24 protein-coding genes are annotated in these 24,976 nt (G+C 72.9%); 13 read left to right on the top strand and 11 right to left on the bottom strand.

What is annotated here, in order from left to right; genetic code table 11:
- The first annotated feature begins 68 nt into the window (after positions 1 to 68).
- From ACGFML_RS08925 to ACGFML_RS08915, 3 genes are all read left to right on the top strand, one after another.
- Entirely contained in the window at positions 69 to 3,605 is a 3,537-nt protein-coding gene (locus ACGFML_RS08925) for a DNA polymerase III subunit alpha (protein ID WP_393541516.1), read from the top strand.
- A complete protein-coding gene (locus tag ACGFML_RS08920) occupies positions 3,602 to 4,684 on the top strand; it encodes a helix-hairpin-helix domain-containing protein (protein WP_393541514.1) in 1,083 nt (360 codons plus the stop codon). The genes ACGFML_RS08925 and ACGFML_RS08920 overlap by 4 nt, the downstream gene beginning before the upstream one ends.
- Positions 4,685 to 4,896: 212 nt before the next feature.
- A complete protein-coding gene (locus ACGFML_RS08915) occupies positions 4,897 to 5,751 on the top strand; it encodes an esterase/lipase family protein (protein WP_393541513.1) in 855 nt (284 codons plus the stop codon).
- A 34-nt stretch (positions 5,752 to 5,785) separates the two neighbouring features.
- Here ACGFML_RS08915 and ACGFML_RS08910 read toward each other — a convergent pair whose 3' ends face one another.
- Positions 5,786 to 6,004 carry a hypothetical protein gene (locus tag ACGFML_RS08910; RefSeq protein WP_393541511.1) on the bottom strand — a complete coding sequence of 73 codons (219 nt, stop codon included), beginning with the start codon at positions 6,002 to 6,004 and terminating at the stop codon, positions 5,786 to 5,788.
- The gene (locus ACGFML_RS08905; RefSeq protein ID WP_393541509.1) at positions 6,001 to 6,780 is read right to left on the bottom strand and encodes an APC family permease; all 780 of its coding nucleotides are present in this window, start codon (positions 6,778 to 6,780) and stop codon (positions 6,001 to 6,003) included. The genes ACGFML_RS08910 and ACGFML_RS08905 overlap by 4 nt, the downstream gene beginning before the upstream one ends.
- Before the next feature lie 18 nt (positions 6,781 to 6,798).
- Here ACGFML_RS08905 and ACGFML_RS08900 point away from each other — a divergent pair, with 18 nt between their 5' ends.
- Positions 6,799 to 7,263 carry an Lrp/AsnC family transcriptional regulator gene (locus ACGFML_RS08900; protein ID WP_393541683.1) on the top strand — a complete coding sequence of 155 codons (465 nt, stop codon included), beginning with the start codon at positions 6,799 to 6,801 and terminating at the stop codon, positions 7,261 to 7,263.
- A gap of 159 nt (positions 7,264 to 7,422) precedes the next feature.
- Here the strand turns inward: ACGFML_RS08900 and ACGFML_RS08895 are convergent, their stop codons facing one another.
- From ACGFML_RS08895 to ACGFML_RS08885, 3 genes are all read right to left on the bottom strand, one after another.
- A complete protein-coding gene (locus tag ACGFML_RS08895) occupies positions 7,423 to 8,412 on the bottom strand; it encodes a lytic polysaccharide monooxygenase (protein WP_393541507.1) in 990 nt (329 codons plus the stop codon).
- A 363-nt stretch (positions 8,413 to 8,775) separates the two neighbouring features.
- A complete protein-coding gene (locus ACGFML_RS08890) occupies positions 8,776 to 8,940 on the bottom strand; it encodes a hypothetical protein (RefSeq protein WP_393541506.1) in 165 nt (54 codons plus the stop codon).
- 129 nt (positions 8,941 to 9,069) lie between these two features.
- Positions 9,070 to 9,570, bottom strand: a complete 501-nt coding sequence (locus ACGFML_RS08885; RefSeq protein ID WP_393541504.1) for a hypothetical protein — start codon at positions 9,568 to 9,570, stop codon at positions 9,070 to 9,072.
- An 89-nt stretch (positions 9,571 to 9,659) separates the two neighbouring features.
- On the opposite strand from ACGFML_RS08885, the gene ACGFML_RS08880 reads away from it, so the two are divergent.
- The gene (locus ACGFML_RS08880; RefSeq protein ID WP_393541502.1) at positions 9,660 to 10,025 is read left to right on the top strand and encodes a MerR family transcriptional regulator; all 366 of its coding nucleotides are present in this window, start codon (positions 9,660 to 9,662) and stop codon (positions 10,023 to 10,025) included.
- A gap of 172 nt (positions 10,026 to 10,197) precedes the next feature.
- Here ACGFML_RS08880 and ACGFML_RS08875 read toward each other — a convergent pair whose 3' ends face one another.
- Positions 10,198 to 10,380: a hypothetical protein gene (locus ACGFML_RS08875; RefSeq protein WP_393541501.1), complete on the bottom strand. Its 183-nt coding sequence runs from the start codon at positions 10,378 to 10,380 to the stop codon at positions 10,198 to 10,200.
- 192 nt (positions 10,381 to 10,572) lie between these two features.
- Complete coding sequence (locus ACGFML_RS08870; RefSeq protein ID WP_393541499.1) at positions 10,573 to 11,502, bottom strand: GNAT family N-acetyltransferase; 930 nt, start codon at positions 11,500 to 11,502, stop codon at positions 10,573 to 10,575.
- Positions 11,503 to 11,726: 224 nt separating this feature from the next.
- Here ACGFML_RS08870 and asnB point away from each other — a divergent pair, with 224 nt between their 5' ends.
- From asnB to ACGFML_RS08850, 4 genes are all read left to right on the top strand, one after another.
- Positions 11,727 to 13,577, top strand: a complete 1,851-nt coding sequence (gene asnB / locus ACGFML_RS08865) for an asparagine synthase (glutamine-hydrolyzing) (RefSeq protein ID WP_393541497.1) — start codon at positions 11,727 to 11,729, stop codon at positions 13,575 to 13,577.
- Between the two features lie 99 nt (positions 13,578 to 13,676).
- Entirely contained in the window at positions 13,677 to 14,066 is a 390-nt protein-coding gene (locus ACGFML_RS08860; protein ID WP_393541495.1) for a GntR family transcriptional regulator, read from the top strand.
- A 41-nt stretch (positions 14,067 to 14,107) separates the two neighbouring features.
- Entirely contained in the window at positions 14,108 to 14,884 is a 777-nt protein-coding gene (gene ddaH, locus ACGFML_RS08855) for a dimethylargininase (RefSeq protein WP_393541493.1), read from the top strand.
- A gap of 94 nt (positions 14,885 to 14,978) precedes the next feature.
- Complete coding sequence (locus tag ACGFML_RS08850; RefSeq protein ID WP_393541491.1) at positions 14,979 to 15,944, top strand: pirin family protein; 966 nt, start codon at positions 14,979 to 14,981, stop codon at positions 15,942 to 15,944.
- A 244-nt stretch (positions 15,945 to 16,188) separates the two neighbouring features.
- On the opposite strand, the gene ACGFML_RS08845 is transcribed toward ACGFML_RS08850, so the two are convergent.
- Complete coding sequence (locus ACGFML_RS08845; RefSeq protein WP_393541490.1) at positions 16,189 to 17,301, bottom strand: DUF5925 domain-containing protein; 1,113 nt, start codon at positions 17,299 to 17,301, stop codon at positions 16,189 to 16,191.
- Positions 17,302 to 17,496: 195 nt separating this feature from the next.
- On the opposite strand from ACGFML_RS08845, the gene ACGFML_RS08840 reads away from it, so the two are divergent.
- Positions 17,497 to 18,204, top strand: a complete 708-nt coding sequence (locus ACGFML_RS08840) for a YoaK family protein (RefSeq protein ID WP_393541488.1) — start codon at positions 17,497 to 17,499, stop codon at positions 18,202 to 18,204.
- Positions 18,205 to 18,244: 40 nt separating this feature from the next.
- Here ACGFML_RS08840 and ACGFML_RS08835 read toward each other — a convergent pair whose 3' ends face one another.
- Positions 18,245 to 19,483 (bottom strand): S8 family peptidase, encoded by a 1,239-nt coding sequence (locus ACGFML_RS08835; RefSeq protein ID WP_393541486.1) that lies wholly within the window; start codon positions 19,481 to 19,483, stop codon positions 18,245 to 18,247.
- A gap of 327 nt (positions 19,484 to 19,810) precedes the next feature.
- Between ACGFML_RS08835 and ACGFML_RS08830 the strand changes: the two genes are divergently transcribed.
- Complete coding sequence (locus tag ACGFML_RS08830; RefSeq protein ID WP_393541484.1) at positions 19,811 to 20,617, top strand: SGNH/GDSL hydrolase family protein; 807 nt, start codon at positions 19,811 to 19,813, stop codon at positions 20,615 to 20,617.
- 261 nt (positions 20,618 to 20,878) lie between these two features.
- Complete coding sequence (locus ACGFML_RS08825; RefSeq protein WP_393541482.1) at positions 20,879 to 21,142, top strand: hypothetical protein; 264 nt, start codon at positions 20,879 to 20,881, stop codon at positions 21,140 to 21,142.
- A 236-nt stretch (positions 21,143 to 21,378) separates the two neighbouring features.
- Here ACGFML_RS08825 and ACGFML_RS08820 read toward each other — a convergent pair whose 3' ends face one another.
- Positions 21,379 to 22,611 (bottom strand): type ISP restriction/modification enzyme, encoded by a 1,233-nt coding sequence (locus ACGFML_RS08820; protein ID WP_393541480.1) that lies wholly within the window; start codon positions 22,609 to 22,611, stop codon positions 21,379 to 21,381.
- Between the two features lie 196 nt (positions 22,612 to 22,807).
- Here ACGFML_RS08820 and ACGFML_RS08815 point away from each other — a divergent pair, with 196 nt between their 5' ends.
- The gene (locus ACGFML_RS08815) at positions 22,808 to 24,199 is read left to right on the top strand and encodes an MFS transporter (protein WP_393541478.1); all 1,392 of its coding nucleotides are present in this window, start codon (positions 22,808 to 22,810) and stop codon (positions 24,197 to 24,199) included.
- A 24-nt stretch (positions 24,200 to 24,223) separates the two neighbouring features.
- On the opposite strand, the gene ACGFML_RS08810 is transcribed toward ACGFML_RS08815, so the two are convergent.
- A complete protein-coding gene (locus ACGFML_RS08810) occupies positions 24,224 to 24,973 on the bottom strand; it encodes a GntR family transcriptional regulator (protein WP_393541476.1) in 750 nt (249 codons plus the stop codon).
- Between the last annotated feature and the right edge of the window lie 3 nt (positions 24,974 to 24,976).

The following is a 24,976-nucleotide window of genomic DNA, read 5'->3' as shown; positions in this document are numbered from 1 at the left end:
TATGGTGGAGAGCGAAACCAGAGGGACTCAGGATCAGCCGGGGGGCAGATGAGGTGCAGGAGGTGTGAATGCCCGGGTTCACGCATCTGCACACCGCTTCGGGGTTCTCCCTGCGTTACGGCGCCTCCCACCCGGAGCGGCTCGCCGAGCGCGCCGCCGAGCGCGGCCTGGACGCCCTCGCGCTGACCGACCGGGACGGGCTCTCCGGAGCCGTACGGTTCGCCAAGGCCGCCGCCGAGGCCGGTGTGCGTCCCCTGTTCGGCGCCGAACTCGCCGTGGCGGAACGCGAGCCGGCCCCCACGGCCACCACCCGCCGCCGCACCCCGGTGCGCGGCGGCGCCTTCCTCGACGAGTCCGCCGCCCGCGTGGTCTTCCTCGCCCGCGACGGCGCGACCGGCTGGGCCGCCCTGTGTCGGCTGGTCTCCGCCGCCCACGCGGGCCGGGCCCGGCCGCCCGTCCTGCCGTGGGACGCCCTGGCGTCCGCCGCCGACGGCCTGACCGTCCTGCTCGGCCCGGACTCCGAGGTCGGCCGGGCGCTGGCCGCCGGTCGTCCGGACCGCGCCGCCAGGCTCATCGCCCCCTGGCGCGAGCTGTACGGTGCCGCGCTCCGCCTGGAGGTCGTCGACCACGGCCGCCCCGGCTCCTTGCGGCTGGCCGCCCGGACCCTCGGCTTCGCCGTCGACCAGGGCGTCCACGCCGTTCTGACCAACGCGGTCCGCTACGCCGACCCCGGCCAGGGGCCGGTCGCCGACGTCCTGGACTCCGCCCGCCGCCTGGTCCCGGTCGACCGCCGCCCCGAGGCCCGGGACGGCGGCGAGCGCTGGCTCAAGGACACCGCCGCGATGAGCCGGACCGCCGAGCGGATCGCCGAGGCGGCCGGATTCCGCCGCGGCCTCGCCCATCGGCTGCTCGCCATGACCGAGGAGACCGCCGGCGAGTGCCTGGTCGACCCGCGGGACGACATCGGGCTCGGCCGGATCCACTTCCCCGAGCCCCGCCTGGTCGGCGCCGGGCGGCGCACCGCCGCCCGGGTGCTGCGCTCGCGCTGCACCGCCGCGATGGTGCTGCGCGGCTACGACCGCGACCGCGAGCGCTGGGCCCGGCTGCACGACGAACTCCGTACGATCGAACGGCTCGGCTACCCCTCGTACTTTCTGACGGTCGCTCAAGTCGTGGACGACATAAAGGGGATGGGCATCCGGACCGCAGCCCGCGGGTCCGGCGCCGGATCCCTGGTCAACCACCTCCTCGGCATCGCGCACGCCGATCCGGTCGAGCACGGCCTGCTGATGGAGCGCTTCCTGTCCGAGCGCCGGGCGGCGCTGCCGGACATCGACATCGATGTGGAATCCGCCCGCCGGCTGGAGGTCTACCGCGCGATCTTCGACCGCTTCGGCCCGGAGCGGGTCGCGACCGTCTCCATGCCCGAGACCTACCGGGTCCGGCATGCCGTACGGGACGTGGGTGCCGCCTTCGGCATGGACCCGGCGCGGGTGGACGGCCTCGCCAAGTCCTTCCCGCACATCCGCGCCGGCGACGCACGGGCCGCGCTCGCCGAACTCCCCGAGCTGCGCGGCGTACCGGAGGCCGGCAACGAACGGCTGTGGCAGCTGGTCGAGGCGCTGGACGCGCTGCCGCGCGGGATCGCCATGCACCCGTGCGGGGTGCTGCTCTCGGACGCCACGCTGCTGGACCGCACGCCCGTCGTGCCCACCAGCGGTGACGTCCCCCACGGCCCCGACGGCGCGGGAGGCGGCCCCCTCGCCATGTCGCAGTTCGACAAGGAGGACGTGGAGGACCTGGGGCTGCTCAAACTCGATGTGCTGGGCGTGCGGATGCAGTCCGCGATGGCGCATGCGGTCGCCGAGATCGGCCGGGCCACCGGGCACCGGATCGATCTCGACGACCCCGCGCAGGTGCCGCCCGGTGACCAGGACACCTACGACCTGATCCGCTCCACCGAGACGCTCGGCTGCTTCCAGATCGAGTCGCCGGGCCAGCGCGACCTGGTCGGCCGGCTGCAGCCCGCCACCTTCCACGACCTGGTCGTCGACATCTCGCTGTTCCGGCCGGGGCCGGTCGCCGCCGATATGGTGCGGCCCTTCATCGAGGCCCGGCACGGCCGCAAGGCGGTCCGCTACCCCCACCCCGACCTGGAGGAACCGCTGCGCGAGACGTACGGGGTGGTGGTGTTTCACGAGCAGATCATCGAGACGCTGCGGATCATGACCGGCTGCGCGCGGGACGAGGCGGACGAGAAGCGGCGCGCGCTGTCGCACCCGGAGCTCCAGGGGCGGGTACACGCCTGGTTCGCGCGGCGGGCCGAGCGGCGCGGATACGGCGCGGACGTGATCACACGCACCTGGGAGATCGTCGAGGCGTTCGGCTCGTACGGCTTCTGCAAGGCGCATGCGGTCGCCTTCGCGGTGCCCACCTACCAGTCCGCCTGGCTCAAGGCGCACCACCCCGCGGCCTTCTACGCCGGGCTGCTCACCCACGACCCCGGGATGTACCCGAAGCGGCTGCTGCTTGCGGACGCCCGGCGGCGCGGAGTGCCGGTGCTGCCGTTGGATGTGAACCGGTCGGCGGTCACCCATCGAATCGAACTGGTGTCCGGTGAAGAGGATTCCCGTGGTGTCTGGGGACTGCGGCTCGCGCTCTGCGACGTCCATGGGATGAGCGAGGCCGAGGCGCTGCGGATCGAGGCCGGGCAGCCCTACCGCTCGCTCCAGGACCTGTGGCAGCGGGCCCGCCCGGCCCGCCCGGTGGCCGAACGCCTCGCCCGGGTCGGCGCGTTGGACCCCTTCGGCGCCAACCGCCGCGACCTGCTGCTGCACATCGCCGAACTGCACCACCGGCAGCGGAGCGTGCCCGGTGGGCAGCTGGCGCTGCACACCGACCAGGAGGCGGCGGCCGAGGTCGTCGAGCCGGTGGGCCTGCCCGACCTCGGCGACGTCGAACGGCTCAGCGCCGAGCTGGGCGTCCTCGGCATGGACGCCTCCCGCCATCTGATGGCCGACCACCGGGAGTTCCTCGCCGAGCTGGGCGCCCTACCGGCCCGGCTGCTGCGCGATGCCCGGCACGGCGAGACGGTACTGGTCGCCGGGGCCAAGGCGGCCACCCAGACGCCCCCGATCCGCTCCGGCCGCCGGGTCATCTTCACCACCCTCGACGACAGCACGGGGCTGGTCGACTGCGCCTTCTTCGACGACAGCCACGCCGCCTGCGCCCGCACCGTGTTCCACTCCTGGCTGCTGCTGGTCCGCGGTACGGTCCAGCGCCGCGGGCCACGCAGCCTCAGCGTGGTCGGCGCGGCCGCCTGGAACCTCGCCGAGCTGGCCGAACTGCGCCGCGAAGGCGGACTGGAGGCGGTCACCGCCCGGCTGGCCGCGGGCCCGGAGGGGCCGGACGCAGGGGCGGGGGAGGGGCCGGACGAGGGGCCGGACGAGGGGGGCGCGGAGCAGCCGGGTCCAGCCGCCGCCGGCCGCACCATCCGCCTGGAGACCGGCTACGAGATGCACCCGTGGGCCGACCTCCAGCCCGCCGGCGACCGCGCCGCCACCGGCCGCAAGCTGTGGCACGCCAGCCCCGGGAGCGCGGGATGAGCCCCGGTGCGGGCACCGGCTCCACCGGGGCGGCCGACGCGGCGCCGCCCGCCGCCCCGCCGGATCCCGCCGCACGCCCGCCGGCCACGCTCCATGTGCGCTTCCGGACCACGGACGGCACCCCCGTCGACGCCACCCGGTACGAGCAACTGCTCGGCCTGCTGGCGCAGTTCACACCCGTGATCGAGGCGCTGCCGCCGGACGCCGCGCTGGCCGACGTCCGCGGGGCGCTGCGCTACTTCGACCGGGACGCGGCGGGCATCGCCGAGCTGGTACGGCTGCGCGCGTTGGCCTGGTACGGCGTGCGGTGCACGATCGGGGTCGGCGTCAACCCGCTGCTCGCGCGGATGGCGGCCCAGGGCGCGCCGCCCGGCGAGATCCGCTCCGTCCCCTCGGACGCCGGGTCCGTCGCCTCCTTCCTCGCCCGCCGCCCCGCCTCCTCGCTGTACGGCGTCGGGCCGGCGACCGCGCGCACCCTGTGCGCGTACGGGCTCGACAGCGTCGCGCGGATCGCCGCCGCGCCGCCCGCCACGCTGCAGCGCATCCTCGGTGCGAAGGCCGGCCGCGCGGTGTACGAGCGGGCCCGCGGCATCGACCCCACGCCGGTGACGCCCAACGCCCCGTCCCGGTCGATGGGGGCCGAACACCGCTTCGCCCACGACGAACTGGACCCCGTCCGGCGCCGCCACGCGCTGCTCTCGCTCGCCGACGACCTCGGGGCCCGGATGCGCGCGGGCGGTCAGGTGGCCCGTGCGCTCACCCTCACCGTCCGCTACGCCGACCGTTCCACCACGACCCGCACCCGGCGGCTGGACGGGCCCACCGCGCACGGCCCCGCGCTGACCGAGGCGGCCTATGCGCTGCACGCCGCCCTCGGGCTGCAGCGGGCGCGGGTACGGTCCGTGGCGCTGCGCGCGGAGGACCTGTGCCGCGCCGAACTCGCCGCCCGTCAGCTGTCGTTCGACCCCGTCGACGACAAGGCGCACCGCATCGAGGCGGCCGTCGACCGGGCCAGGGCGCGCTTCGGGCCCGGCGCCGTCCGCCCGGCGGCCAAGCTCGACGGCGCCGGATGGCGGTAGGGCGCCGATGGGCGGGCACGCCCGTGCCTCCTCGTACCCGGACGTCCGGTAGAGATTCCGTGTCGTTTCCTTCACCGTCACGTGACTGGCTCATCCCGCTTACCCGGCCGTAACTTACTTGTCAGTCAACTGCGTTGGCCCTTGCGATCCGGATCGCAGGTGAACGGCTCACCGAGCACTTCGGAGTCCCCTCACCCCGCAAGGAGCATCGTATGAAGCTGCGCTGGTCAAGAGCGCTCGCCCTCCTCCCCGCCCTCGCCCTGGCCTTCGGTGTCACCACCGCTCCCGCCTCCGCCGACGCCCCCACCGTCCGCAGCGGCTGGAACAACTACGCGTGCAAGCCCTCCGCCGCGCACCCCCGCCCCGTGGTGCTGGTGCACGGCACCTTCGGCAACTCCGTCGACAACTGGCTGGGCCTCGCGCCCTATCTGGTGGCCCGCGGCTACTGCGTCTTCTCCCTCGACTACGGCGAGCTGCCCGGCGTCCCCTTCTTCCACGGTCTGGGCCCGGTCGACGCGTCCGCCGGGCAGCTCGCCGCCTTCGTCGACCGGGTGCTGGCCGCCACCGGCACCCCCAAGGCCGACCTCGTCGGCCACTCGCAGGGCGGCATGATGGCGCGGGTGTATCTGAGGTTCCATGGCGGCGCGGACAAGGTGAACACGCTGGTCGGCCTGGCCCCCGACAACCACGGCACCGACCTGAACGGCCTGACCCGCCTCCTGGACCAGTTCCCCGATGCGAAGAAGTACCTCGGTCGGCTGACCCCGGGCCTGACCGACCAGATCGCCGGCTCCGACACCCTCAAGCGCCTCAACGAGGGCGGCGACACCCTCCCGGGTGTGCACTACACCGTCATCGCCACCAAGTACGACGAGGTCGTCACGCCGTACCGCACGCAGTTCCTCGACGGCCCCGGCGTCCGCAACGTCGTGCTCCAGGACCTGTGTTCCCTCGACTTCTCGGAGCACGTGGCCATCGGCCTCGTCGACCGCATCGCCTTCCACGAGACCGCCAACGCCCTCGACCCGGCCCACGCCACCCCGACGACCTGCGCGTCGGTCGGCTGACCGCCCGCCACGGTCCGTCCGCCGCTTTGCCGCCTCACCTCTCGACGGGCCGCCGCTCCGCGGCCCGTACGAGCGTCCCGCGCAACGTGAGGAAGCAGAACGTGGCGGTCGCCAGCACAGCGGGGAGCAGCAGCAGCCATCCGGAGAACGCCAGGACCGCCACCGTCAGCACGGAGCCGGCGACCACCCCGCAGAACAGCGGGGTGCGGCGCGGGAGCAACGCCATGGCGGCGGCGAGACCGGCCAGCGTCACGGCGCCAGGCAGGTGGCGGTCGCCGCCATCAGGAGCTGCAGATCGACGCCGCCCCACCCGGCCGCCACGGCCGGCAGCGCGGCGGCACCGCCCAGCACCGCCAGCGACCGGCGCGGTACCCCGCCCGGCTCGCCGCCCTTGGCCAGCCAGCGGGGTGCCGCCCCGCCCCGGCCGAGGGCGGCACCGAGCCGGGAGGCCCCGGCCAGATAGGAGTTGACCGCCCCGAAGGTGAGGAACAGCGCCGCCACCGCGGCGACCGGGCGGGCGGCGGCCCCCACGCTCTGGGTGAGCAGCGCGGTCAGCGGGGTGTCGGTACCGGCCGCGGCCGGACCCAGCGCCCCGATGGTGGCGACGGCCAGCCCGAGGTAGAGCACGGTGACGACGGCCAGGGCGTTACGGGTCACCCGCGGCAGGTCCCGGGGCGGATCGGCGAACTCACCGGACAGATGGCTCGCCGCCTCCCAGCCCGCGAACGCGAAGAACAGCACCGAGGCCGCCGTAGCGACCGATGTCCAGCCGCCGGGCATGAACGGTGTGAAGTGTGCGGCGCTCAGATGCGGCAGGGAGGCGAGCACTGCGCACAGCAGCACCGCCGCCAGCAGGCCGCCGAGCATCAGCTGCACCCGTCCCGACATCCGCAGCCCGAAGGCATTGGAGGCCAGCGACCCGGCCAGCACCAGAGCGCCGACCGTCGCCGCACCCGGCTCGCCCCAACCGGCTGCGTCCGCTACGTACTTGCCACCGATCCAGGCCGCCGAGACCACCCCGATCGGCACCGCACCGTAGATTCGGCGATTGTCCGCGAACTCCAGCGCGATGCGCGGCAGACCAACCGCGAACTGGCCCGCATGCTCAACATCGCCCCCTCCACCTGTCTGGAGCGGGTCCGCGCGCTACGCGCCCGCGGGGTGATCACCGGCTACCGCGCGATGGTGGACCGGCGCGCCCTCAACCGCCCTGTACAGGCCCTGCTCTCCATCCGCATCCGTCCCCTGGACCGCGAACTCATCGAGCGCTTCAAGGCGTTCTTGATATCCCTGCCCGAGGTGCTCAACATCTACGTCGTCGCGGGCGGCGACGACTTCCTGGTCCATGTCGCCGTACCGGACGTCGACCGGCTGCACGGGCTCCTGATGGACGAGGTCCTCAAGCGCCGCGAGGTCGTCGACTGCCGCAGTTCGGTCATCTACCAGCACGTTGCCAACGACATCATCGGCCCGCTGCCGCCGAACGGACGGAACGGACCGAACGGCGCATGACGGTGCGGTGCATGACGGTGCGGTGCATGACGGTGCGGCGCATGACGGTGCGGCGCCGCCCCTTCGCGGTACGGAAGGAGGCGGCGCCGCGGTGCGCCGGGAGCCGTCGCAGGCGGCCCCGGCGCGACTGCCGCCGGCGGGGCGGGCCGGCGGCAGGGATCAGCCGCGCCGGCCGGCGGCCTTGCGGCGGGTCGTCGCGAACAGCACTGCGGCGCCCATGGCCAGGACGGCGGCGCCGCCGATCGCCATCGGGGCGGTCGAGCTGTCCCCACCGGTCTCGGCCAACCGCTGCCCGTCGGCCGGTACGGCGGCGCCGTCGGGGTGCGTCCCGCCGGACGCGGCCGGGGCGTCGGCGGCGGCCTGGGCGGAGTGCGTGGAGTGGCCCGCGGCGGCACCGTGACCATGACTGCCCATGTCCATCGACGACTTGTCCGCACCCGCCTCGATCTGCCGGTCCGTCGGCGCGGAGGCGGACGGCGCCGCGGACGGCCCGGCGCCCGCCCCGCCGCCACTGTCCTTGCCGAACACCACGTCGGAGCAGGTGTAGAACGCCTCCGGACTGTCCGACCGCTGCCAGACGCTGTAGATCAGATGGCGCCCGGACCGCGCCGGCACCTTCCCGTCGAAGACGTACTCACCGTTCGTCAGCGTCGGGTCGGTCACCTTCACGAACGGCTTCGCCTCCAGGTCCGACCACTTCAGCGGCTTGGTGGGGTCGTAGCCGTCCTTGGTGAGGTACAGCTCGAAGGAACCCTTGTGCGGGGCGGTGGCCTTGTAGTGGAACGTGTGGTTGCCGGCCCGCATCGCGGACGACGGCCAGTCCGCACGCGGCAGGTCCAGCCCCTTGTACTTGTCGTCCCCGCCGCTGCACAGCCTCCCGTCCGGGATCTTCGTCTTCGATCGGCCGCCGGCGTTGCCGTCCCGCACCGCGTTCCAGTCGTAGAAGGCCTGCGCGCCACTGGCCTGCACGGCGGCCTTGCACGCCGCGGACCTGGGGGTCTCGGGCCCCTCCGCGTAGCAGGCCGAGACCCGGCTGACGGGATCCGACATCGAACCGTGCGCCGCGGCCGGGCCCGCGGTCAGAACGGTGAGCGCAAGCGGCGCGATACCGGCCAGTGCTGTCCCGGTGGCCTTACGACGAGCGGTCATCGTGGGGGTCTCCTTCATCAGGTACGTCGAGCGTGGCTGGCGGCAAGACGGGCCGTGGGGGGTCGGGACGCATGCCCGGCGCCGTCCCCCGGTGAGCGGCGCCGGCGGCACACAACCCCGCCTTGCGAGAAGCACGCTAGCCCCGCTGAGCAGCGAATCTGAGGCCCGAGGACCGATCCTGGAGATCCTTATGGTGCGGTTAAGGAAGGGCTAAGCGGGGGCACAGGCAGGGGTGCCGAAAAGGGACATCGGGGGCTGCTGCGTCTTTGTGGGTACGTCCGTCACCGGCCACCGGTGTTCGTCGGCGAGGGCAGCTCGTTCGCCGATCGGCTCGTCGTGGACCGGTGTGGTGGACGCCGCGGGTCAGCCGCCGCCGAGTCCATCACCCTGCGAAAAATGGGTCTCCGGCATTTGATTGTCGTGTTTCAACGGTTCCTTCGTCCCCAGACGCGCCCAGACCAAGAACACCCCCAGGCCCACAGCCAGCAGACCGACCGGAACGAGTATCGCGAGAGCCCACTCGGGCATGCCGCCTCCCCCTCAGCGTTTTCTGACCTGCCAAGCGCCGTACCACCACGGTAGGGCCCACCACTGACAACGAAGCCCGGAAGAGGCGAACGGCCCCTCACCTGAGGGGCCGTTCGGGGCCAACCGGTCTCAGCTCTGCCGCGGTGCGCCGAGCGGGTGCTCCTCGGCCCGGCCGGCCCGGCCGGCCCGGCCGGTACGGCCGGGCTCCGGATCGGTGCGCTGGTTCCGCCACCACGGCACGAGCTGGGCGACGCCGAACCCCACCTCGACGGCAAAGAACAGCCACAGCAACCGCATCGCACCGTGGGTCAGCGCGTACGCCTGCCAACTCGCGAACAGCGTGCGCGCGAAGCCGTCGAGCAGTCCGTGCACCGCCATCGGCCGGACGATCCGCAGGACGGCCCAGACGACCACGACCGAACCCATCAGATTCGCGTACAAGGTCTGTATCGGGTCGAGTTCGGGCAGGACGCCGAGCCCGAGGGCGTCGCCCAACGACGACAGCGCGTGGTGCACCAGTGCGTACGTCCACGGCGTCGCGAAACCCGCCGTCACGACGAGGTCGTACCAGGCGCTCGCGCGCACGACGCGGAGGTAGACGGGGCGTGCGGGGGCGATGAGGCGGATCAATGAGGCTCCTGCTGGTCTCGTGACAGCGACGCCTCACCGTAAGGAGTGGAGTACGGTCCAAGGTCAAGCCCATTGTTCGACGGAGAGCCATGCGTATCGGAGAGTTGGCCGCGCAGGCGGGCATGACCAGAGACACCATCCGGTTCTACGAGAAGGTCGGCCTCGTCGCGGGTCGGCGACTGCCCAACGGATATCGCGACTTCCCGCCCGAGACCGTGGCCTGGCTGCACTACGTCCGCACCGCGCAGACGCTCGGGTTCTCACTGGCCGAGATCGCACGGCACGGCGAGGAGTTGCGCGAGGCGCCGGACACCGCGGAGGCGCTGTCCGCGCTGTTCGTGGAGAAGATCCAGGTCATCGAGGTACGCATGGCCGAACTCGCCGCCCTGCGGGCCGAACTCACCGCGCGCGTCGGCACCGGATGCCCGTTGCGCGCAGCCGACCGATCCGGCTGAGCGCGAAGTGGGGAACGCCGAGGGGCGTTTGCGTCAGCGTGCGGGCCAGGGGCGGATGTCTGCGATGCGGAGTCCGGCGAGGCGGGGGTCGTGGCGGGCGCTCGGCATCCGGCTGGAAGGGGCGGGAAGGCCGCAGCCGCTCCGGCCTGGGGATCGTTCGAGGGGAGAGTCCTCAGCGTCGGAATCGACGCGCCGCACCGATCGCCACCCCCAGCGCGACACCCACGCCGATGCCGATGCCGATGTTGTCGAAGACCAGCACGCCGAGTGCGACTCCGCCCAGCAGGCCGAAGGAGATGCCGAGAGCGAGAACCGTGTCAGGAGACGGGGTGCTCTGTTCCTCGTTGTTCGTCATCCGACCATTGTGCTGCACGCGGGCAGACGATGATCACCCGACGGTCGGCCCCAACCGGTGAGGCGGCCGCCCTGCCGTGGAGTGGGTTGATCGAACCTCCGCCGGGGGCGATGGTTCGATGTCCGGTGCGGCACGTCCGGTGGGCGCCGCCCCGCCCGGGCACCGTGCTGCGGCGACGGACGGGGCCTGCCCTCAGCCTTGCCCCACCTCCCGTACGCACCGCCACTCCCCGCCGAACGGCCGGTAGCCGAAGGCCCGGTTGATGGCGAGCATCGGGGCGTTGGTGGCGTCGTTGCCGGTGAACGCCTCGGTGCAGCCGGCGTCGCGGGCGCGGTGCAGGGAGTGGTTCTTGGCGAGGCGGGCCAGGCCGCGGCCGCGGAAGGCGCGGCGGGTGCCGGTCATGGCCGAGGAGTAGCGGCCCAGGCCGTCGGTGAGGGCCAGGCTGAAGGCGGCGACCCGGCCGTCGACGGTGACGACGGAGGTGAGGTCCAGATCGATGCAGGGATGTTCCCAGGTGGTGCGCAACCAGTCGTCGTAGTCGAGGGCGTCGGCGGCGACATCGCCCGGTTCGTCCGCGGCGGCCTCGGCGTCGGCCGCGAAGAGCGGGCGTGGGTCGGCGCCGAAGTCCGCCCCGGTGCACACCCTGACGCCGGGCGGCAGCTCCCCGGGGAGCGGGGGCAGTGCGGCGGCCGTGAGATCGAGCCGTAGGCAGTGGGCCGGGCGGGAGGGGCGGTAGCCGCGGAGCCGGGCGAAGGCCAGCGGGCCGGGTTCGTCGACGGCCCAGGCGAACAGGCGGGTGGCGCCGGCCGCGGACAGATGCTGCTCGGCCGCGGTCAGCAGGGCGCCGCCGACGCCCCGGCGCCGGTGGTCCGGATGCACCTGCGGGGAGGCCGCGCCCTGACCCGGCACGCTGCTCTCGTGCAGCAGTCCGCTGTGGACCGAGCCGACGACCCGGCCGTCCGACTCGGCGACGAACAGCCGCAGTCGCTGCGCCGGGGGAGCACCGGCCACCTGCCAGGCGACACCCTGCGGCGTGGAGACGAGGCAGGGAAGCGAGGCCCTTCGCAGGTCTGCCACGGCCTTGGCGTCGGAGCGGCGGAAGTCGCGCACGGTGAGTGTCATGGCCGCGGACGGTACGCCGCCACGGAGGGCTTTGCCTCTCCTTTTCCGGCGGATGGCTGCCGATTTGCCATCCCTTTTCCGGAAAGCGGTGAACGGGTGGCTCATTCCGGATTGCCGCACCGACTATCGGTGGCCCTTGCAACTACCTGGGCGTACGGTGACCGCCGCGAGCTGCCGACGGGACCGGGCGGGCCGGCGCCCCCAAGGGAGAAGGAGCCGCGAGCATGTGCGGAATCACCGGATGGATCTCCTACGACCACGACCTGACCACCCGGCGCCCCACGCTCGAGGCGATGACCGGGACGATGGCCTGCCGCGGCCCGGACGCCGCCGGCATCCTGCTCGACACCCACGCCGCGTTGGGCCACCGCCGCCTGGCCGTCATCGACGTCGACGGCGGCAGACAGCCCATGACCGTCGAGCGCGACGGCCGCACCGTGCTCGCCACCACCTACAGCGGCGAGGTCTACAACCACCGCGAGCTGCGCGCCGAGCTGACCCGACTGGGCCATGCCTTCCGCACCCGCAGCGACACCGAGGTCGTCCTGCACGCCTACCTTCAGTGGGGCGAGTCCTTCGCCGAACGCCTCAACGGCATGTACGCCTTCGCGCTCTGGGACCCGCGCACCGAACAACTCCTCCTGGTCCGCGACCGGATGGGCATCAAACCGCTCTACTACCACCCCACTCCCGACGGCGTCCTCTTCGGCTCCGAACCCAAGGCGATCCTCGCCCACCCCTCCGTACGGCCCACCGTCGACGCCGAGGGCCTCGCCGAGCTCATCACCTTCACCAAGACCCCCGGCCACGCCGTCTACAAGGGCATGCACGAGGTCCGCCCCGGCCATCTCGTCCGGGTGGGCCGCGGCGGCATCACCGTGAAGCGCTACTGGGCCCTCGAAGCCCGCGAGCACACCGACGACCTCGCCGCCACCGTCACGCACATCCGCGAGCTGCTCGACGACATCGTCGCCCGCCAGCTGATCGCCGACGTACCGCTGTGCACGCTGCTCTCCGGCGGCCTGGACTCGTCCGCGATCACCGCGCTCGCCGCCAAGGAGCTGGCGGCCCAGGGCGGCGGTCCGGTCCGCTCCTTCGCCGTCGACTTCACCGGCCACACGGAGAACTTCACACCGGACGACCTGCGCGGCACCCCCGACGGGCCGTACGCCCACGCCCTGGCCGAGCACGTCAGCGCCGACCACCACGACATCGTCCTGGACACCACCGACCTGATGGACCCCGGCCACCGCGCCGCAGTCCTGGCCGCCCGCGACCTGCCCAGCGGATTCGGCGACGGCGACACCTCCCTCTACCTCCTCTTCAAGGCCGTCCGCGAACAGTCCACGGTCGCCCTCTCCGGCGAGTCGGCGGACGAGGTCTTCGGCGGCTACCGCTGGTTCCACGACCCCGAGTCCGTGCACGCCGACACCTTCCCCTGGATCGCGGCCGGCCTCCCGGGGCGGTTCGCCGGCGGCAACGCCACCCGCGAGGGGCTGCTCGACCGCGCGCTGCTCGCCAAACTCGACCTGCGCGGATACCAGGACCACCGCTACCGCGAGGCGCTCACCGAAGTGCCCCATCTGGACGGCGACACCGGACTCCAGCGCCGGATGCGCGAGATCAGCCATCTCCACCTGACCCGCTTGGTACAGGTGCTCCTCGACCGCAAGGACCGGGCCGGCATGGCCGTCGGCCTGGAGGTCCGCGTCCCCTTCTGCGACCACCGCCTCGTCGACTACGTCTTCAACACCCCCTGGTCCATGAAGACCTTCGACGGCCGCGAGAAGTCGTTGCTGCGCGCCGCCACCCGCGACGTGCTGCCCGACCTGGTCGCCGACCGGATCAAGAGCCCCTACCCCAGCACCCAGGACCCGCGGTACAACGAGGCGCTGCGCGTCGGACTCAAGGACCTGGTCGCCGACCGCAACGCCCCCGTGCGGCCGTTGCTGGCCGCCGGCGTCATCGCGGAGGTCACCGCCGACGGCGCCGCCCACGACATCCGCCCGGGCGCCGAACTGGTCCTCGGCATGGACGCCTGGCTGCGGACGACGGGCACCACCCTGGAGCTGTAACCACTCCAAAGGGCTACCGTCCCGATTCCGGTCCCGTGGCCGCTCCTGGCGCACAATGGTGGCCCCGCCCGCCCTACCACCCGCACCAGGAGCGCCACCGTGTCCCCGCAGAACCTCACGATCACCATCGATCCGGACGCGGCCGACGCGCCATTCGAGCAGGTACGCACCCAGATCGCCGACCGCGCCCGGGACGGCGGTCTGCCCGTCGGCTACAAACTCCCCACCGTCCGCGGCCTCGCCGAAGATCTCGGCCTCGCCGCCAACACCGTCGCCAAGGCCTACCGCGCCCTGGAGTCCGACGGTGTGATCGAGACCCGGGGCCGCAACGGCAGCTTCATCGCCGCGGCCGGCGAAGCGGCCGACAAGGAGGCCGCCGCGGCCGCCGAGACCTACGCGCGGCGCGCCAAGCGCCTCGGCCTGGACCGCACCGCGGCCCTCGCCGCGGTCGACACCGCACTGCGCGCTGCCTACGGAGTGGACGCCTGAGCCGGACCGCCCCCTCACCCCGCACCCCGAAGGAACGACGCATGCCCAGCAAGCAGGCCCTCGTCCGCCGCCCCGGCCCCCGTGTGTCCGAGGGACTGGTCACCCATATCGACCGGCGCCCGGTGGACGCCGCGCTCGCCCTGCGGCAGTGGGAGCGGTACGTCCGAAGGCTGCACGACCACGGCTGGTCCACCACCGAGGTGGCGCCCGCCGACGACTGCCCGGACGCGGTGTTCATCGAGGACACCATGGTCGTCTTCCGCAACGTCGCGCTGATCGCCCGCCCCGGCGCCGACTCCCGTCGGCCCGAGATCCGCGCCGCCCGCGCCGCGGCCGAGGCGCTCGGCTGCTCGGTCAACGAGGTCCGGGCGCCCGGCACCCTCGACGGCGGCGACATCCTCAAGACCGGCGACACCGTCCACGTCGGCCGCGGCGGCCGGACCAACGCCGAAGGGGTACGCCAACTCCGTGCCGCCTTCGAGCCCTTGGGCGCCCGCGTCGTCGCCGTACCGATCAGCCGCGTACTGCATCTGAAGTCCGCGGTCACCGCCCTCCCGGACGGCACCGTCATCGGCTACCCGCCACTGGTCGACGACCCCGCCGTGTTCCCCGCCTTCCGCACCGTCCCCGAGGAGTCCGGCGCACATGTCGTCCTCCTGGGCGGCGACAGCCTCCTGATGGCCGCCTCCGCACCCCGGACCGCCGAACTCCTCGCCGGCCTCGGATACCGGCCGGTCCTGGTGGACATCGGCGAATTCGAGAAGCTGGAAGGCTGTGTGACCTGCCTGTCGGTACGCCTGCGCGAGCTCGCCGGCTGACGCGACCGAGGCCCGCCCACCCGCCCGCACACCGCGCCGGGCCGTGTTGTGCGCCTGCCCGGGCCGCCCACCCGCCCCCGCATATCGTGACGCCATGAGCAATCTCGACCTCAAGCCCGCGCCCAGCCTGTGCGGGGCCACCGGCCGTACGGGTCCGGTCCGCGACGTCCAGCCGGGCAAGCAGGTACCCCTCGGCGAGAGCACCCTCGTGCGGCGGCTGCTCCCCAACCTCGGTCGGCGGATGGTCGGCGCCTGGTGCTTCGTCGACCACTACGGCCCCGACGACATCGCCGACCAGTCGGGCATGCAGGTGCCGCCGCACCCGCACATGGGCCTGCAGACCGTCAGTTGGCTGCACGAGGGCGAGGTACTGCACCGCGACAGCCTGGGCAGCCTGCAGACCGTACGGCCGCGGGAGCTGGGCCTGATGACATCCGGACGCGCCGTCGCGCACTCCGAGGAGTCACCGCGCGGCCATGCGCCGATACTCCACGGCGCCCAACTGTGGGTGGCGCTCCCCGACGAACACCGCGACACGGCCGCGGCGTTCGAGCACCACACCGACCTCCCGGTCCTCACCGGCGGCGGTGGCGGCCTCTCCGTCACCGTCCTCCTCGGCGAGCTGGCCGGCGCCGCCTCCCCGGGCACCGTCTACTCCCCGCTGGTCGGCGCCGACCTCACCCTCGCCGCCGGCACGGACGCCCGCCTCCCGGTCGACCCGGACTTCGAGTACGCGGCCCTGACCATCTCCGGCGAGAGCGTGATCGACGGCGTCCCGCTGACCCCCGGCTCGCTGCTCTACCTCGGCTGCGGACGCGCCGAACTCCCGCTGCGCACCGACTCCGACAGCAGCCTGATGCTGCTGGGCGGCGTGCCGTTCGAGGAACAGATCGTGATGTGGTGGAACTTCGTCGGCCGCTCCCAGGCGGACATCGAAGAGGCCCGCGCGGACTGGATGTCGGGCTCCCGCTTCGGCACCGTCCACGGCTACGACGGCGCCCGGCTGCGGGCACCCGAGCTTCCGCCGGTGGCGCTGAAGCCGCGGGGGCGGGCGCGGTGAGGTGGCTCAGCCATTCCCCCCGAACCGCGCTCCGGCGGCTCGCGCCAGGGCCCGCGCCTCGGGGCTGACGCCCCGCTTGCCGAGGCTCACGGACTTCTCCGGCCGCCGGCACCTGATCGTCGAAGTCACCGCTTGGGCACGGCCGGTGGGAGCGGCCGTCCGGTGAGCGGAACGAGCGCCGGGGGAACCGTCCCTCGCCCGGCGGCCGGAAGGGGGCGGCCGTCACCGGCCGGGGCCCGGCCCGTCACAGATACAGCCCGGCATCCGTCCCCGTGTCCTGGGCCGGGACCGACGCGGGGCGGGTGCCCCGGCGGAGCGCGTACAGCTCGGCGAGGGAGGCGCCGTCGCGGCCCACGCCTTCGTCGGTGCCGAGCCAGTTGACCGCTTCCGGGCGGGTCAGCGGGCCGATCTCGATACGCGCCAGACAGCGGCCCGGGCGGACCACCGCGGGGTGCATCCGCTCCAGGTCCTCGTTGGTGGTGACGCCGACCAGGACGTTGCGCCCCTGGCCGAGGAGGCCGTCGGTGAGGTTGAGCAGCCGGGACAGCGCCTGGCCGGCGGTGTGCTTGGCCTCGCCGCGGATCAGTTCGTCGCAGTCCTCCAGGAGCAGCAGGCGCCAGCGGCTCTTGCCGGCGCCGTCGTCCTCGCCGATGGCGATGTCCATGAGGTAGCCGACGTCGTTGAAGAGCCGCTCGGGATCGAGAACGCAGTCCACCTGGCACCAGTCGCGCCAGGAGCGGGCCAGCGTGCGCAGCGCGGAGGTCTTGCCGGTGCCGGGCGGGCCGTGCAGCAGCAGCAGTCGGCCGGCGATCTCCTCGGGCGCCACCTTCATCAGGGAATCCATCGCGCCGGCCACCGGCGCGGTGTAGTTCGGGCGGATCTCCTCCCACGTGCCGGCCGAGATCTGCCGGGTCGTGCGGTAGGGCCCGCGGCGTGGTGAGAAGTACCAGAAGCCCATCGCGACGTTGTCCGGCTGCGGCTCCGGCGCGTCCTGTGCCTCGTCCGTCGACTGCCCCAGCACCTTCTCGGCCAGTTCGTCGCTGACGGCGGTGACCGTCACGTCGGCGCCGCGACTCCAGCGGGAGACCAGCAGGGTGTAGCCGTCGCCCTCGGCGAGGGTCGCACTGCGGTCGTCCTCCCGTGCGGAACGCAGCACCCGCGACCCGGGCGGCAGCAGCGTCTGCCCGCTCTTGACCCGTTCCATCGAGCGGCTGCGGGCGAACGGCTGCTCGCCCTTGGCGAAGCGCCCCAGGAAGAGCGCGTCGACGACATCGGACGGGGAGTCGGAGTCGTCCATGTGCAGACGGATCGGAAGGCACTCCTCGGCGGCGGACGGCTGGACGTGATCGGCACACATGCCGCCATGATCCGCCAGACCGGGCCGCGGCGTACACCGAATACCGCGGTCGGCCCCGTCCGTGGTGCGCGGCCCCGGCCCGGGCGCCGGCGTGCACCCGTCGGGCCGCCCACAGACGGCGCAATGACGGCCCGGCGGGCGGCCCGTCCGCAGACTTGTGACGGCCTGATGCCCGAGGTGGAAGGGGGCCGCTCCGTGGAGCCGCCGAGCGGAACCGCCCTGACGGCGGTGATGGTGTGCCTGACCGTGGCCACCGGCGTTCTCGATGCCGTCAGCTTCCTGGCCCTCGGCCATGTCTTCACCGCCACCCAGACCGGCAACCTGCTCTTCCTGGGCTTCGGCATCGCGCGGCAGGGCGGGCTTCCCATCGTCGCCACCGTGGTCTCCCTCGGCTCCTTCGCGCTCGGGGCGGCGCTCGGCGGGCGGGTGGAGTCGGCGCTGTCCGTCCGGCGGCAGCAGTGGTTCCCGATCGCGCTCATGACCGAGGCGGCGCTGTTGGCCGCCGCGGCGTTCACCGCCTGGCAGTCCGGTCCGGCGCGGGAGTCGACGGACGTCCAGCGGTATGCCGTCATCGGCCTGATGGCGGTCGCGATGGGCATGCGCAACGTCACCGCCATGCGGGTGGGCGCCCCGGACCTCACCACCACCGTGACGACCCGGGCGATGACGGCCCTGATCAGCGGGTCCCCGATCGGCCACGACACAAGACTGGGATACGGGAAGCACGCCGGCCCCCGGCGGCTGTCGTCCGTCGGGGCGATGTTCCTGGGCGGCCTGCTCGGGGCCTGGCTGCTGGGCCTGGGGACCCGTCCGCACCTGGTGCTGCTGCTCGTGGCGGTGTCGGTGGCGGCCACCGCACTGATGGTGCCGGGGCTCACGCACCGTCAGAACGGCGAGGAGTGACCGGTCCCGGGGCGCCCCCGGACCGGTCGGACCAGCCGGATCACGGCACGAGCCTGAGCAGCTTGTTGGGCGAGCCGGTACCGGGGTCGGTCACGACCCCCGCGGTGGCGCCGTTCGTCAGGGCCGCGGCGACCTGCGCCGGGGTGGCCGTCGGGTGCCCGGCCAGGTGGACGGCGGCCGCACCGGTCACGTGCGGGGTGGCCATGGACGTGCCCGAGAGGGTGTTGGTGGCGCTGTCACCGGTGTTCCAGGCGCTGGTGATGCTGCTGCCGGGCGCGAAGATGTCCACCCGGGAGCCGTAGTTGGAGTAGGAGGCACGGGCGTCGGTGGAGGTGGTCGCACCGACCGCGATGGCCTCCGGAACCCGCGCGGGGGAGTAGTTCTGGGCGTCGGCCCCGGAATTGCCCGCGGCGATGGCGTACGTGACGCCGCTCGCGACGGAGTTCTGTACGGCCTTGTCCAGGGCCGCGTCCGCGCCGCCGCCCAGCGACACGTTCGCCACCGACGGCCCCTTGTGGTTCTTGGTGACCCAGTCGATGCCCGCGACGACCTGGGCCGTGGTACCGGAGCCGGAGTTGTTCAGCACCCGCACCGCGACGACCTTCGCCTTCTTGGCGACGCCGTACGACGTGCCGGCCGCATTCGCCGCGACATGGGTGCCGTGGCCGTTGCCGTCCTGCGCGACGTTGTCGTTGTCGACGGCGTCGTAGCCGTTCGCCGCGCGCCCGCCGAAGTCCTGGTGGGAGATGCGGACGCCGGTGTCGATGACGTAGACGGTGGCGCCGGAGCCCGCTCTGTCGGGATAGCCGTACTTCTTGTCGAGCGGCAGCTCGGCCTGGTCGATCCGGTCCAGGCCCCAGGACGGCGGGTCGGTCTGCGTGCCCAGGGCGTGCAGGGTGCGGTCCTGGAAGACCTGGTCGACGGCCGGGTCGGCGGCCAGCCGTCTCGCCTGGTCCGCGGTGAGGTGTGCCGCATAGCCGTTGAGCGCGGCGGTGTAGGTCCGGCGCACGGTGCCGCCGTACCCGGATATCAGGCTTCTGCCGTCCGCCGAGGCCGCCTTGAGCCCCGAGGCGTGCTTGAGGGTGACGAGGTAGCTGCCCGCTACCGCGTCCGTGGCGCCGGCTCCCACGACGGGGCCCTGGACGGGCGCCGCGTGGGCGGGGAAGGAGAGGGCGCCGAGGGCCGCGGCCGCCGCCGTCGCGGTGAGCGCCGCGGCGAGCCGCGACGCGGCCGAACGCCTCGGGCCGGTAGGGGGTGTGGTGGCACGCATCACTGCCATCGCGAGGGAGCCTCCTCATCGGTGGCGCGCCGTGGTGCGCGCGCGGGGGTGTGGCGCACGGGGAGTACGCCTTGGGTGGTCCGAGGGAATTCCTTGACCCGTTATTGACCACCCGTCAAAGAGGTTCGCGTGTACGGCAGGTGCACCTCAAGGCTTCCGTCGGGATGTCATGGGCGCGACATGACGATGCAACGACATCGCAGTGAAGATGGGGACACTTCATCCGATTAGCCATGAACTCTGTAACGAATATTGACATGGACACTTCCTGTTACCGGCGAGTCCTGCTACCACGAACAAGGCAGAGATCCTGCTAAGGGAGGTTCTATGAGACTGTCCCGACTGGCGGCCCTCGGGTCCGCCTTTCTTGTCAGCACGGCGCTCGCGCTCACCGGCGCGAGCGCCGCAGCATCCGCCCAACTCCCCCTCGCCACCGGCTATGTGGCCCTCGGCGACTCCTACTCCGCAGGCGTCGGAGCCGGCAGCTACGACAGTGGCAGCGGCTCCTGCAAGCGCAGCACCAAGGCCTACCCGGCCCTCTGGGCCGCCGCACACGCCCCCTCGTCCTTCTCGTTTGCCGCCTGTTCCGGCGCCCGAACGGGTGATGTTCTCAACGGTCAGCTGGGCACCCTCAGCAGCTCCACCGGCCTGGTGAGCATCACCATCGGCGGCAACGACGCCGGCTTCGCCGACACCATGACGACCTGTGCGCTCCAGGGTGAGAGTGCCTGCCTGGCCCGGGTCGCCACGGCCAGGTCGTACATCGACAACACCCTGCCCGGCCAGCTCGACTCGGTGTACAACGCCATCGACCAGAGGGCCCCCGCCGCGCGGGTGGTGGTCCTGGGCTACCCGCACTTCTACAAGCTGAACGGCGGCTGCTTCGCCGGGCTCTCGGAGAAGTCCCGGGCCGCCATAAACGGCGCCGCCGACGACATCAACGGCGTCACCGCCAAGCGCGCCGCCGACCACGGCTTCGCCTTCTCCGACGTCAACTCCACCTTCACCGGCCATGAACTGTGCTCCGGCAGCCCCTGGCTGCACAGCGTGACCTACCCCGTCGACGAGTCCTACCACCCCACAGCCGCCGGCCAGTCCAGCGGCTACCTCCCGGTGTTCGCCTCCGCTGTGTAACCGTCCGTACACGGCGACGTCGAGGGGGAACCGCTCGTCCGGGTCCCTCTCGATCGTCCCGTCGGCCCGTCAGATGGCCTCAGTCGGGCCGACGGGCAGTCAACTTGCCCTGATGGGCGCGGTGTAGGCGCCATTACGTATGGTGTTCGTCAACGTCAAGGCGAGGCAGGTGAATCCGTTGACCGGTCTGCACGCGTGTCCTCCAAGGGAGATAGGGTTACCCTGCCCGTGCCGGGTGCCCTCGTCAGGGTGGGGAGAGTTATGGAACAGATAACAGTGCGGAGCAGGGCGCGTGTCCCTGCCATCAGTTGCGGTAGCGGCGCGTCCAGTGCGCGTCTGGACCGCCATCTCGCGGTGCTCGGTGGTCCTGCCATACCGCAGCGCGAGACGGAGGGTGCTACGTCACTGATGCGGGAGCTCACCGCCCGTGATCGCTCCCACACGAGGAAGAGCCGCGGTGCCAGGGTGTCGTTGTTCGCGCCGCTGCGAAGGCTGCGGCGTTCGCTGTTCGGCGGCCACGGCTGATGCGTTCCTGAAGCGGGACCTCGGGCGACCACACCGTCCCGGCACTGCGCTGCGACTCACCGCCCCGCGGTAACCGGTCCGCCGGTTTCCGGGCGCCGCAGCGTGTCGGTGTGCTCGCCGAGGCACGCACCACCCGGCTCTTCCTTCACCACCCGTTCTTGTGACGGGTGGTTTTTTCGTGTTCCCCGGCCCGGGGGCGCCCCGGGCCGGGCGGGCACCCCCGGGCCCGGCCTGTCTCACAACAGCGCGAACTGACCCTCCGGGCCCTCCTCGTGATGGTCGAGGACGGAGGCCGGGCGGCGGGCGGAGACGGGCGCCGGGAGGATGCCCGCGTCCCGCAGTGCGTCGGCCGTGATCCGTGGCCCGGCGGCGGTGCGGTCGACCAACTCCGCCTGCTGCGGCTGCAGTTCGTCCAGTAGCGCCAGTACGGTGATCAGCTCCAGGAGCTCCGAGGTCCACTCCTGCGGCCAGGCCGTGGCGCCCAGCGCCGCCAGCGAGCCCGCCTCGGCCGGATCCGCGGGGTCCGTCCGCTGGGCGAACCACGCCTCCAGCACCCGTACCCCGCCGGCACGGAAGTCCCAGGCGCCCTGCGGTACCGGCGAGATCCGGCCGTCGCCGAGCAGCAGGGCCTCCTGCCCGGCGTCGTAGCCGATGCTCTCCGGCAGCCCGCGGGCCGGCAGCGCGGAGCGCACATACGGGCGGCGCCCGCCCGGCAGCCGGGGCCGTTCACCGATGTGCGCGCCGTGGCGGCCGCGGGTGTGCAGCCACAGCAGCCGCGCGCCGAGCTCGACGCCGATGTCCCAGACGGCCGGGTCGGCGGTCAGCGGCACGACGGTGCCGTCGGGGGAGTGCCGGGCGCTCGCGGTGAGCCAGGCGAGCAGATCGGTGGGGCCGGCAGGCCGGTCCAGGCGGCGGGTGAGCAGCTCGGGCAGGCCCGGTGCGAGATTGGGTTCGGTGCCGCCGGGACGCCGGTAGAGGGGATGGATCCGGCCCGGCCGGCCCGCCGAGGCGCGTCCGTCCGGCAGCACCGCCGAGCACACCACCGCGGGCCCCGGCACCTGCGGAACCTCCTCCAGGCCGACCGCGAACAGCTGTCGCGCGTCCGCCACCCGCCACAGCTCCGGACGTGCCACGTCGATCAGCCGGTGGTCGGGCAGCAGCCACTGCAGGTCGAAGGGGCCGTGCAGGATCCGCACCGGCTCGGGGCACGGGCCGTCCGCCCGGGCCAGCCGCCCGGTGGGTGTGGTCTGGCCCGGCAGCTGGCCGACGGCGGAGTGCAGGGTGCGCGAGCGCGACGGCCGGAACAGTCGCTCCCGGACGGCCGCGTCCTCGGCGGCCACCAGGGCGTGCCACCGGGCGCGCAGCACCGCCGGGTCCGGCCCCCGCACCCAGGACCGGCCCAGCCGCAGCGGCGGTACGGACCACGGCATCAGGTCGGACAGCCGTGGCGCGTCCTGCTTCGCCGTCACGCGGAGCCCCTCCCGGACCGTTCGGTTGACCCCGGCATGGTATCCACGGCCGCGGCCGCCCCGGGGCGCCCGCCCGGGTCCGCGCGCGGTCTTCCGCTTACTGATCTTGGAGGGGTACGGTCCCGCCGTACGCCCGACGGCACGGTGCGGACCTGGCTCCGTCCTGCGCGCCGGGACCTGCTCAGGGGAGGACCGTATGACGGACATCGCGTCCCCCACGCCTGAACGGCGTGGGGGGACCCCGATCGGTCACCGGGCCGCGGCACGGCTGGACCGGCTGCCGCCGTCCCGGTGGCACCGCCGGATCACCCTCGTCGTCGGCATCGGCGCCTTCTTCGACCTCTACGAAATCTTCCTCGGCGGGGTGCTGGCCGCGGTCCTCGCCGAGCAGTGGCACCTCGGTACGACCGCCAGATCCTGGGTGATCGCCGCGGGCTTCCTCGGCATGTTCGTCGGCGCGAACGTGCTGTCCGTGCTGGCCGACCGGCTCGGCCGGCGCCGGATGTTCATGGTCAACCTGGCCGCGTACTCCGCCTTCTCCCTGCTGTCCGCCTTCGCCCCGAACATCCAGTGGCTGCTCGTGCTGCGCTTTCTGTCGGGGCTGGGGCTGGGGGCCGAACTCGTCCTCGTGGACACCTATCTCGCGGAGTTCCTGCCCCGGGCGGTGCGCGGCCGCTATATCGCCCACGCGTACACCTTCGGGTTCGTCGGGGTGCCGGTCGCGGCCCTGCTGGGGGCCCGGCTGGTGGCCGGGCACCAGGTGCTGGGCGTCGAGGGCTGGCGCTGGCTGTTGGTCGCGGGGGCGCTCGGCGCCGGGTTCCTCCAGCTCATGCGGCGCCAACTGCCGGAATCGCCGCGGTGGCTGACCGTGCACGGACGGGAGGAGGAGGCCGACAGGATCGTGCGGGGTATCGAGGAACGGGTGGCGCGCGAGAGCGGTACGACGCTGCCGTCCGTCCCCGAGGCGGAGACCGTCCCGGAGCGGAAGGTGCCGCTGGGGGAGATGTTCCGGGGGGACTTCCGGCGGCGCACGTTGATGTGGTGGACGTTCCAGGTGCTGCAGACCGTCGGCTACTACGGCTTCGGCTCGCTGGCTCCCGTGGTGCTGACGGCGAAGGGCCACACGGTCACCGCCTCGCTGCTGTACGCGGCGCTGAGCTTCTGCGGCTATCCGATCGGCTCGGCGCTGTCCGTCCCGCTCATCGACCGCATCGAGCGCCGGACGCTGATCGTCGCCTCCGCACTCGGCATGGCCGCCTGCGGTCTCGCCTTCGGCTTCGCCGTCGCCACCTGGGCGATCGTCACCTTCGGCTTTCTGCTGACGGTGTGCAGCAACGTCTTCTCCAACGCCTTCCACGTCTACCAGACCGAGATCTTCCCCACCGGACTGCGCAGCAGCGCCATCGGGATCGCCTACTCACTGTCCCGGCTGACCTCCGTGGTGCTGCCGTTCGTCGCGCTGAGCGTGCTGGCGGATCTCGGGGCGGCCGCGGTCTTCAGCGGTTCGGCGGTGCTGATGGTGCTGCTGTGCCTGGATGTGGCGTTGCTGGGGCCGCGGAGCACGGGGCGGAGCCTGGAGCGGATCTGAGGCCGGGCGGGGGAGGCCGTACGGTCAGTGCGCGTCCAGCGTGACGGTGAAGGAGAACCGGTCCCCGCGGTAGTGGATCCGGGCGACGTCGACCACCCGTCCGGCCTCGTCGTAGGTGATCCCGGTGTAGTGCAGGATCGGGCTGAGCAGTGGTACGTGCAGCAGGCGGGCGGTCTCCGGGTCCGCCAGGCGGGCCTCGACGGTGTCGGTGATGCGGCTGATGCGCACGCCCACGGTGTCCCGCAGCACCTTGGTCATCGGGCGGCGTTCCAGGTCCGCCGGGTCGATCAGGGCGGCGACGTCGGGGCGGACGTAGTTGCGCGCGTGGTTGGTCGGCTCGTCCGCCTCCTCGTCGCTGCGCAGCCGCCGGAATCCGGCCACCTCCGTCAGACCGGGGAAGTACTCGGAGAGTTCGGCGGGGACGGGCACCGGTCCGTGCTCCAGCAGTTCGGTGCGCATCCCGGACTGCTGGGCCACGATCGCGTCCACGGAGCCGAGCAGCCGCACCGGCGCACCCCGCTGCGCGCTCGGCTCGATGAAGGTGCCGCGGCGGCGGTGCCGGCTGATCAGGCCCTCCGCCTCCAGTTCCTTGAGGGCCTGGCGCATGGTCAGCACGCTGACGCCGTAGTGCTCGGCGAGCGCGTCCTCGGTGGGCAGCCGCAGCGGGGCCTCGGGGGAGCGGCCGAGTATGGAGGCGCGCAGCGACTGCGAGACCTGGTACCACAACGGCAGCTTGCGGTTCAGGGCGAGCGAGTCGGGAGCGAAGGTGGTCACAGA

Origin of the sequence: Streptomyces sp. NPDC048650, assembly GCF_043199095.1 — a bacterium.
In the GTDB taxonomy this organism is placed as follows: Bacteria; Actinomycetota; Actinomycetes; order Streptomycetales; family Streptomycetaceae; genus Streptomyces.
Note: the sequence above shows the minus strand (reverse complement) of the source record. Positions and strands in the feature narration are given on the sequence as shown.

What these genes read in the sequence shown, in the direction of transcription:
- ACGFML_RS08850 (WP_393541491.1), top strand. Translation starts at nt 14,979, where the DNA reads ATGAGCAATCTCGACCTCAAGCCCGCGCCCAGCCTGTGCGGGGCCACC.
- ACGFML_RS08920 (WP_393541514.1), top strand. Translation starts at nt 3,602, where the DNA reads ATGAGCCCCGGTGCGGGCACCGGCTCCACCGGGGCGGCCGACGCGGCG.
- asnB (WP_393541497.1), top strand. Translation starts at nt 11,727, where the DNA reads ATGTGCGGAATCACCGGATGGATCTCCTACGACCACGACCTGACCACC.
- ACGFML_RS08830 (WP_393541484.1), top strand. Translation starts at nt 19,811, where the DNA reads ATGAGACTGTCCCGACTGGCGGCCCTCGGGTCCGCCTTTCTTGTCAGC.
- ACGFML_RS08835 (WP_393541486.1), bottom strand. Translation starts at nt 19,483, where the DNA reads ATGGCAGTGATGCGTGCCACCACACCCCCTACCGGCCCGAGGCGTTCG.
- ACGFML_RS08925 (WP_393541516.1), top strand. Translation starts at nt 69, where the DNA reads ATGCCCGGGTTCACGCATCTGCACACCGCTTCGGGGTTCTCCCTGCGT.
- ACGFML_RS08825 (WP_393541482.1), top strand. Translation starts at nt 20,879, where the DNA reads ATGGAACAGATAACAGTGCGGAGCAGGGCGCGTGTCCCTGCCATCAGT.
- ACGFML_RS08870 (WP_393541499.1), bottom strand. Translation starts at nt 11,502, where the DNA reads ATGACACTCACCGTGCGCGACTTCCGCCGCTCCGACGCCAAGGCCGTG.
- ACGFML_RS08880 (WP_393541502.1), top strand. Translation starts at nt 9,660, where the DNA reads ATGCGTATCGGAGAGTTGGCCGCGCAGGCGGGCATGACCAGAGACACC.
- ACGFML_RS08815 (WP_393541478.1), top strand. Translation starts at nt 22,808, where the DNA reads ATGACGGACATCGCGTCCCCCACGCCTGAACGGCGTGGGGGGACCCCG.
- ddaH (WP_393541493.1), top strand. Translation starts at nt 14,108, where the DNA reads ATGCCCAGCAAGCAGGCCCTCGTCCGCCGCCCCGGCCCCCGTGTGTCC.
- ACGFML_RS08875 (WP_393541501.1), bottom strand. Translation starts at nt 10,380, where the DNA reads ATGACGAACAACGAGGAACAGAGCACCCCGTCTCCTGACACGGTTCTC.
- ACGFML_RS08890 (WP_393541506.1), bottom strand. Translation starts at nt 8,940, where the DNA reads ATGCCCGAGTGGGCTCTCGCGATACTCGTTCCGGTCGGTCTGCTGGCT.
- ACGFML_RS08895 (WP_393541507.1), bottom strand. Translation starts at nt 8,412, where the DNA reads ATGACCGCTCGTCGTAAGGCCACCGGGACAGCACTGGCCGGTATCGCG.
- ACGFML_RS08845 (WP_393541490.1), bottom strand. Translation starts at nt 17,301, where the DNA reads ATGTGTGCCGATCACGTCCAGCCGTCCGCCGCCGAGGAGTGCCTTCCG.
- ACGFML_RS08915 (WP_393541513.1), top strand. Translation starts at nt 4,897, where the DNA reads ATGAAGCTGCGCTGGTCAAGAGCGCTCGCCCTCCTCCCCGCCCTCGCC.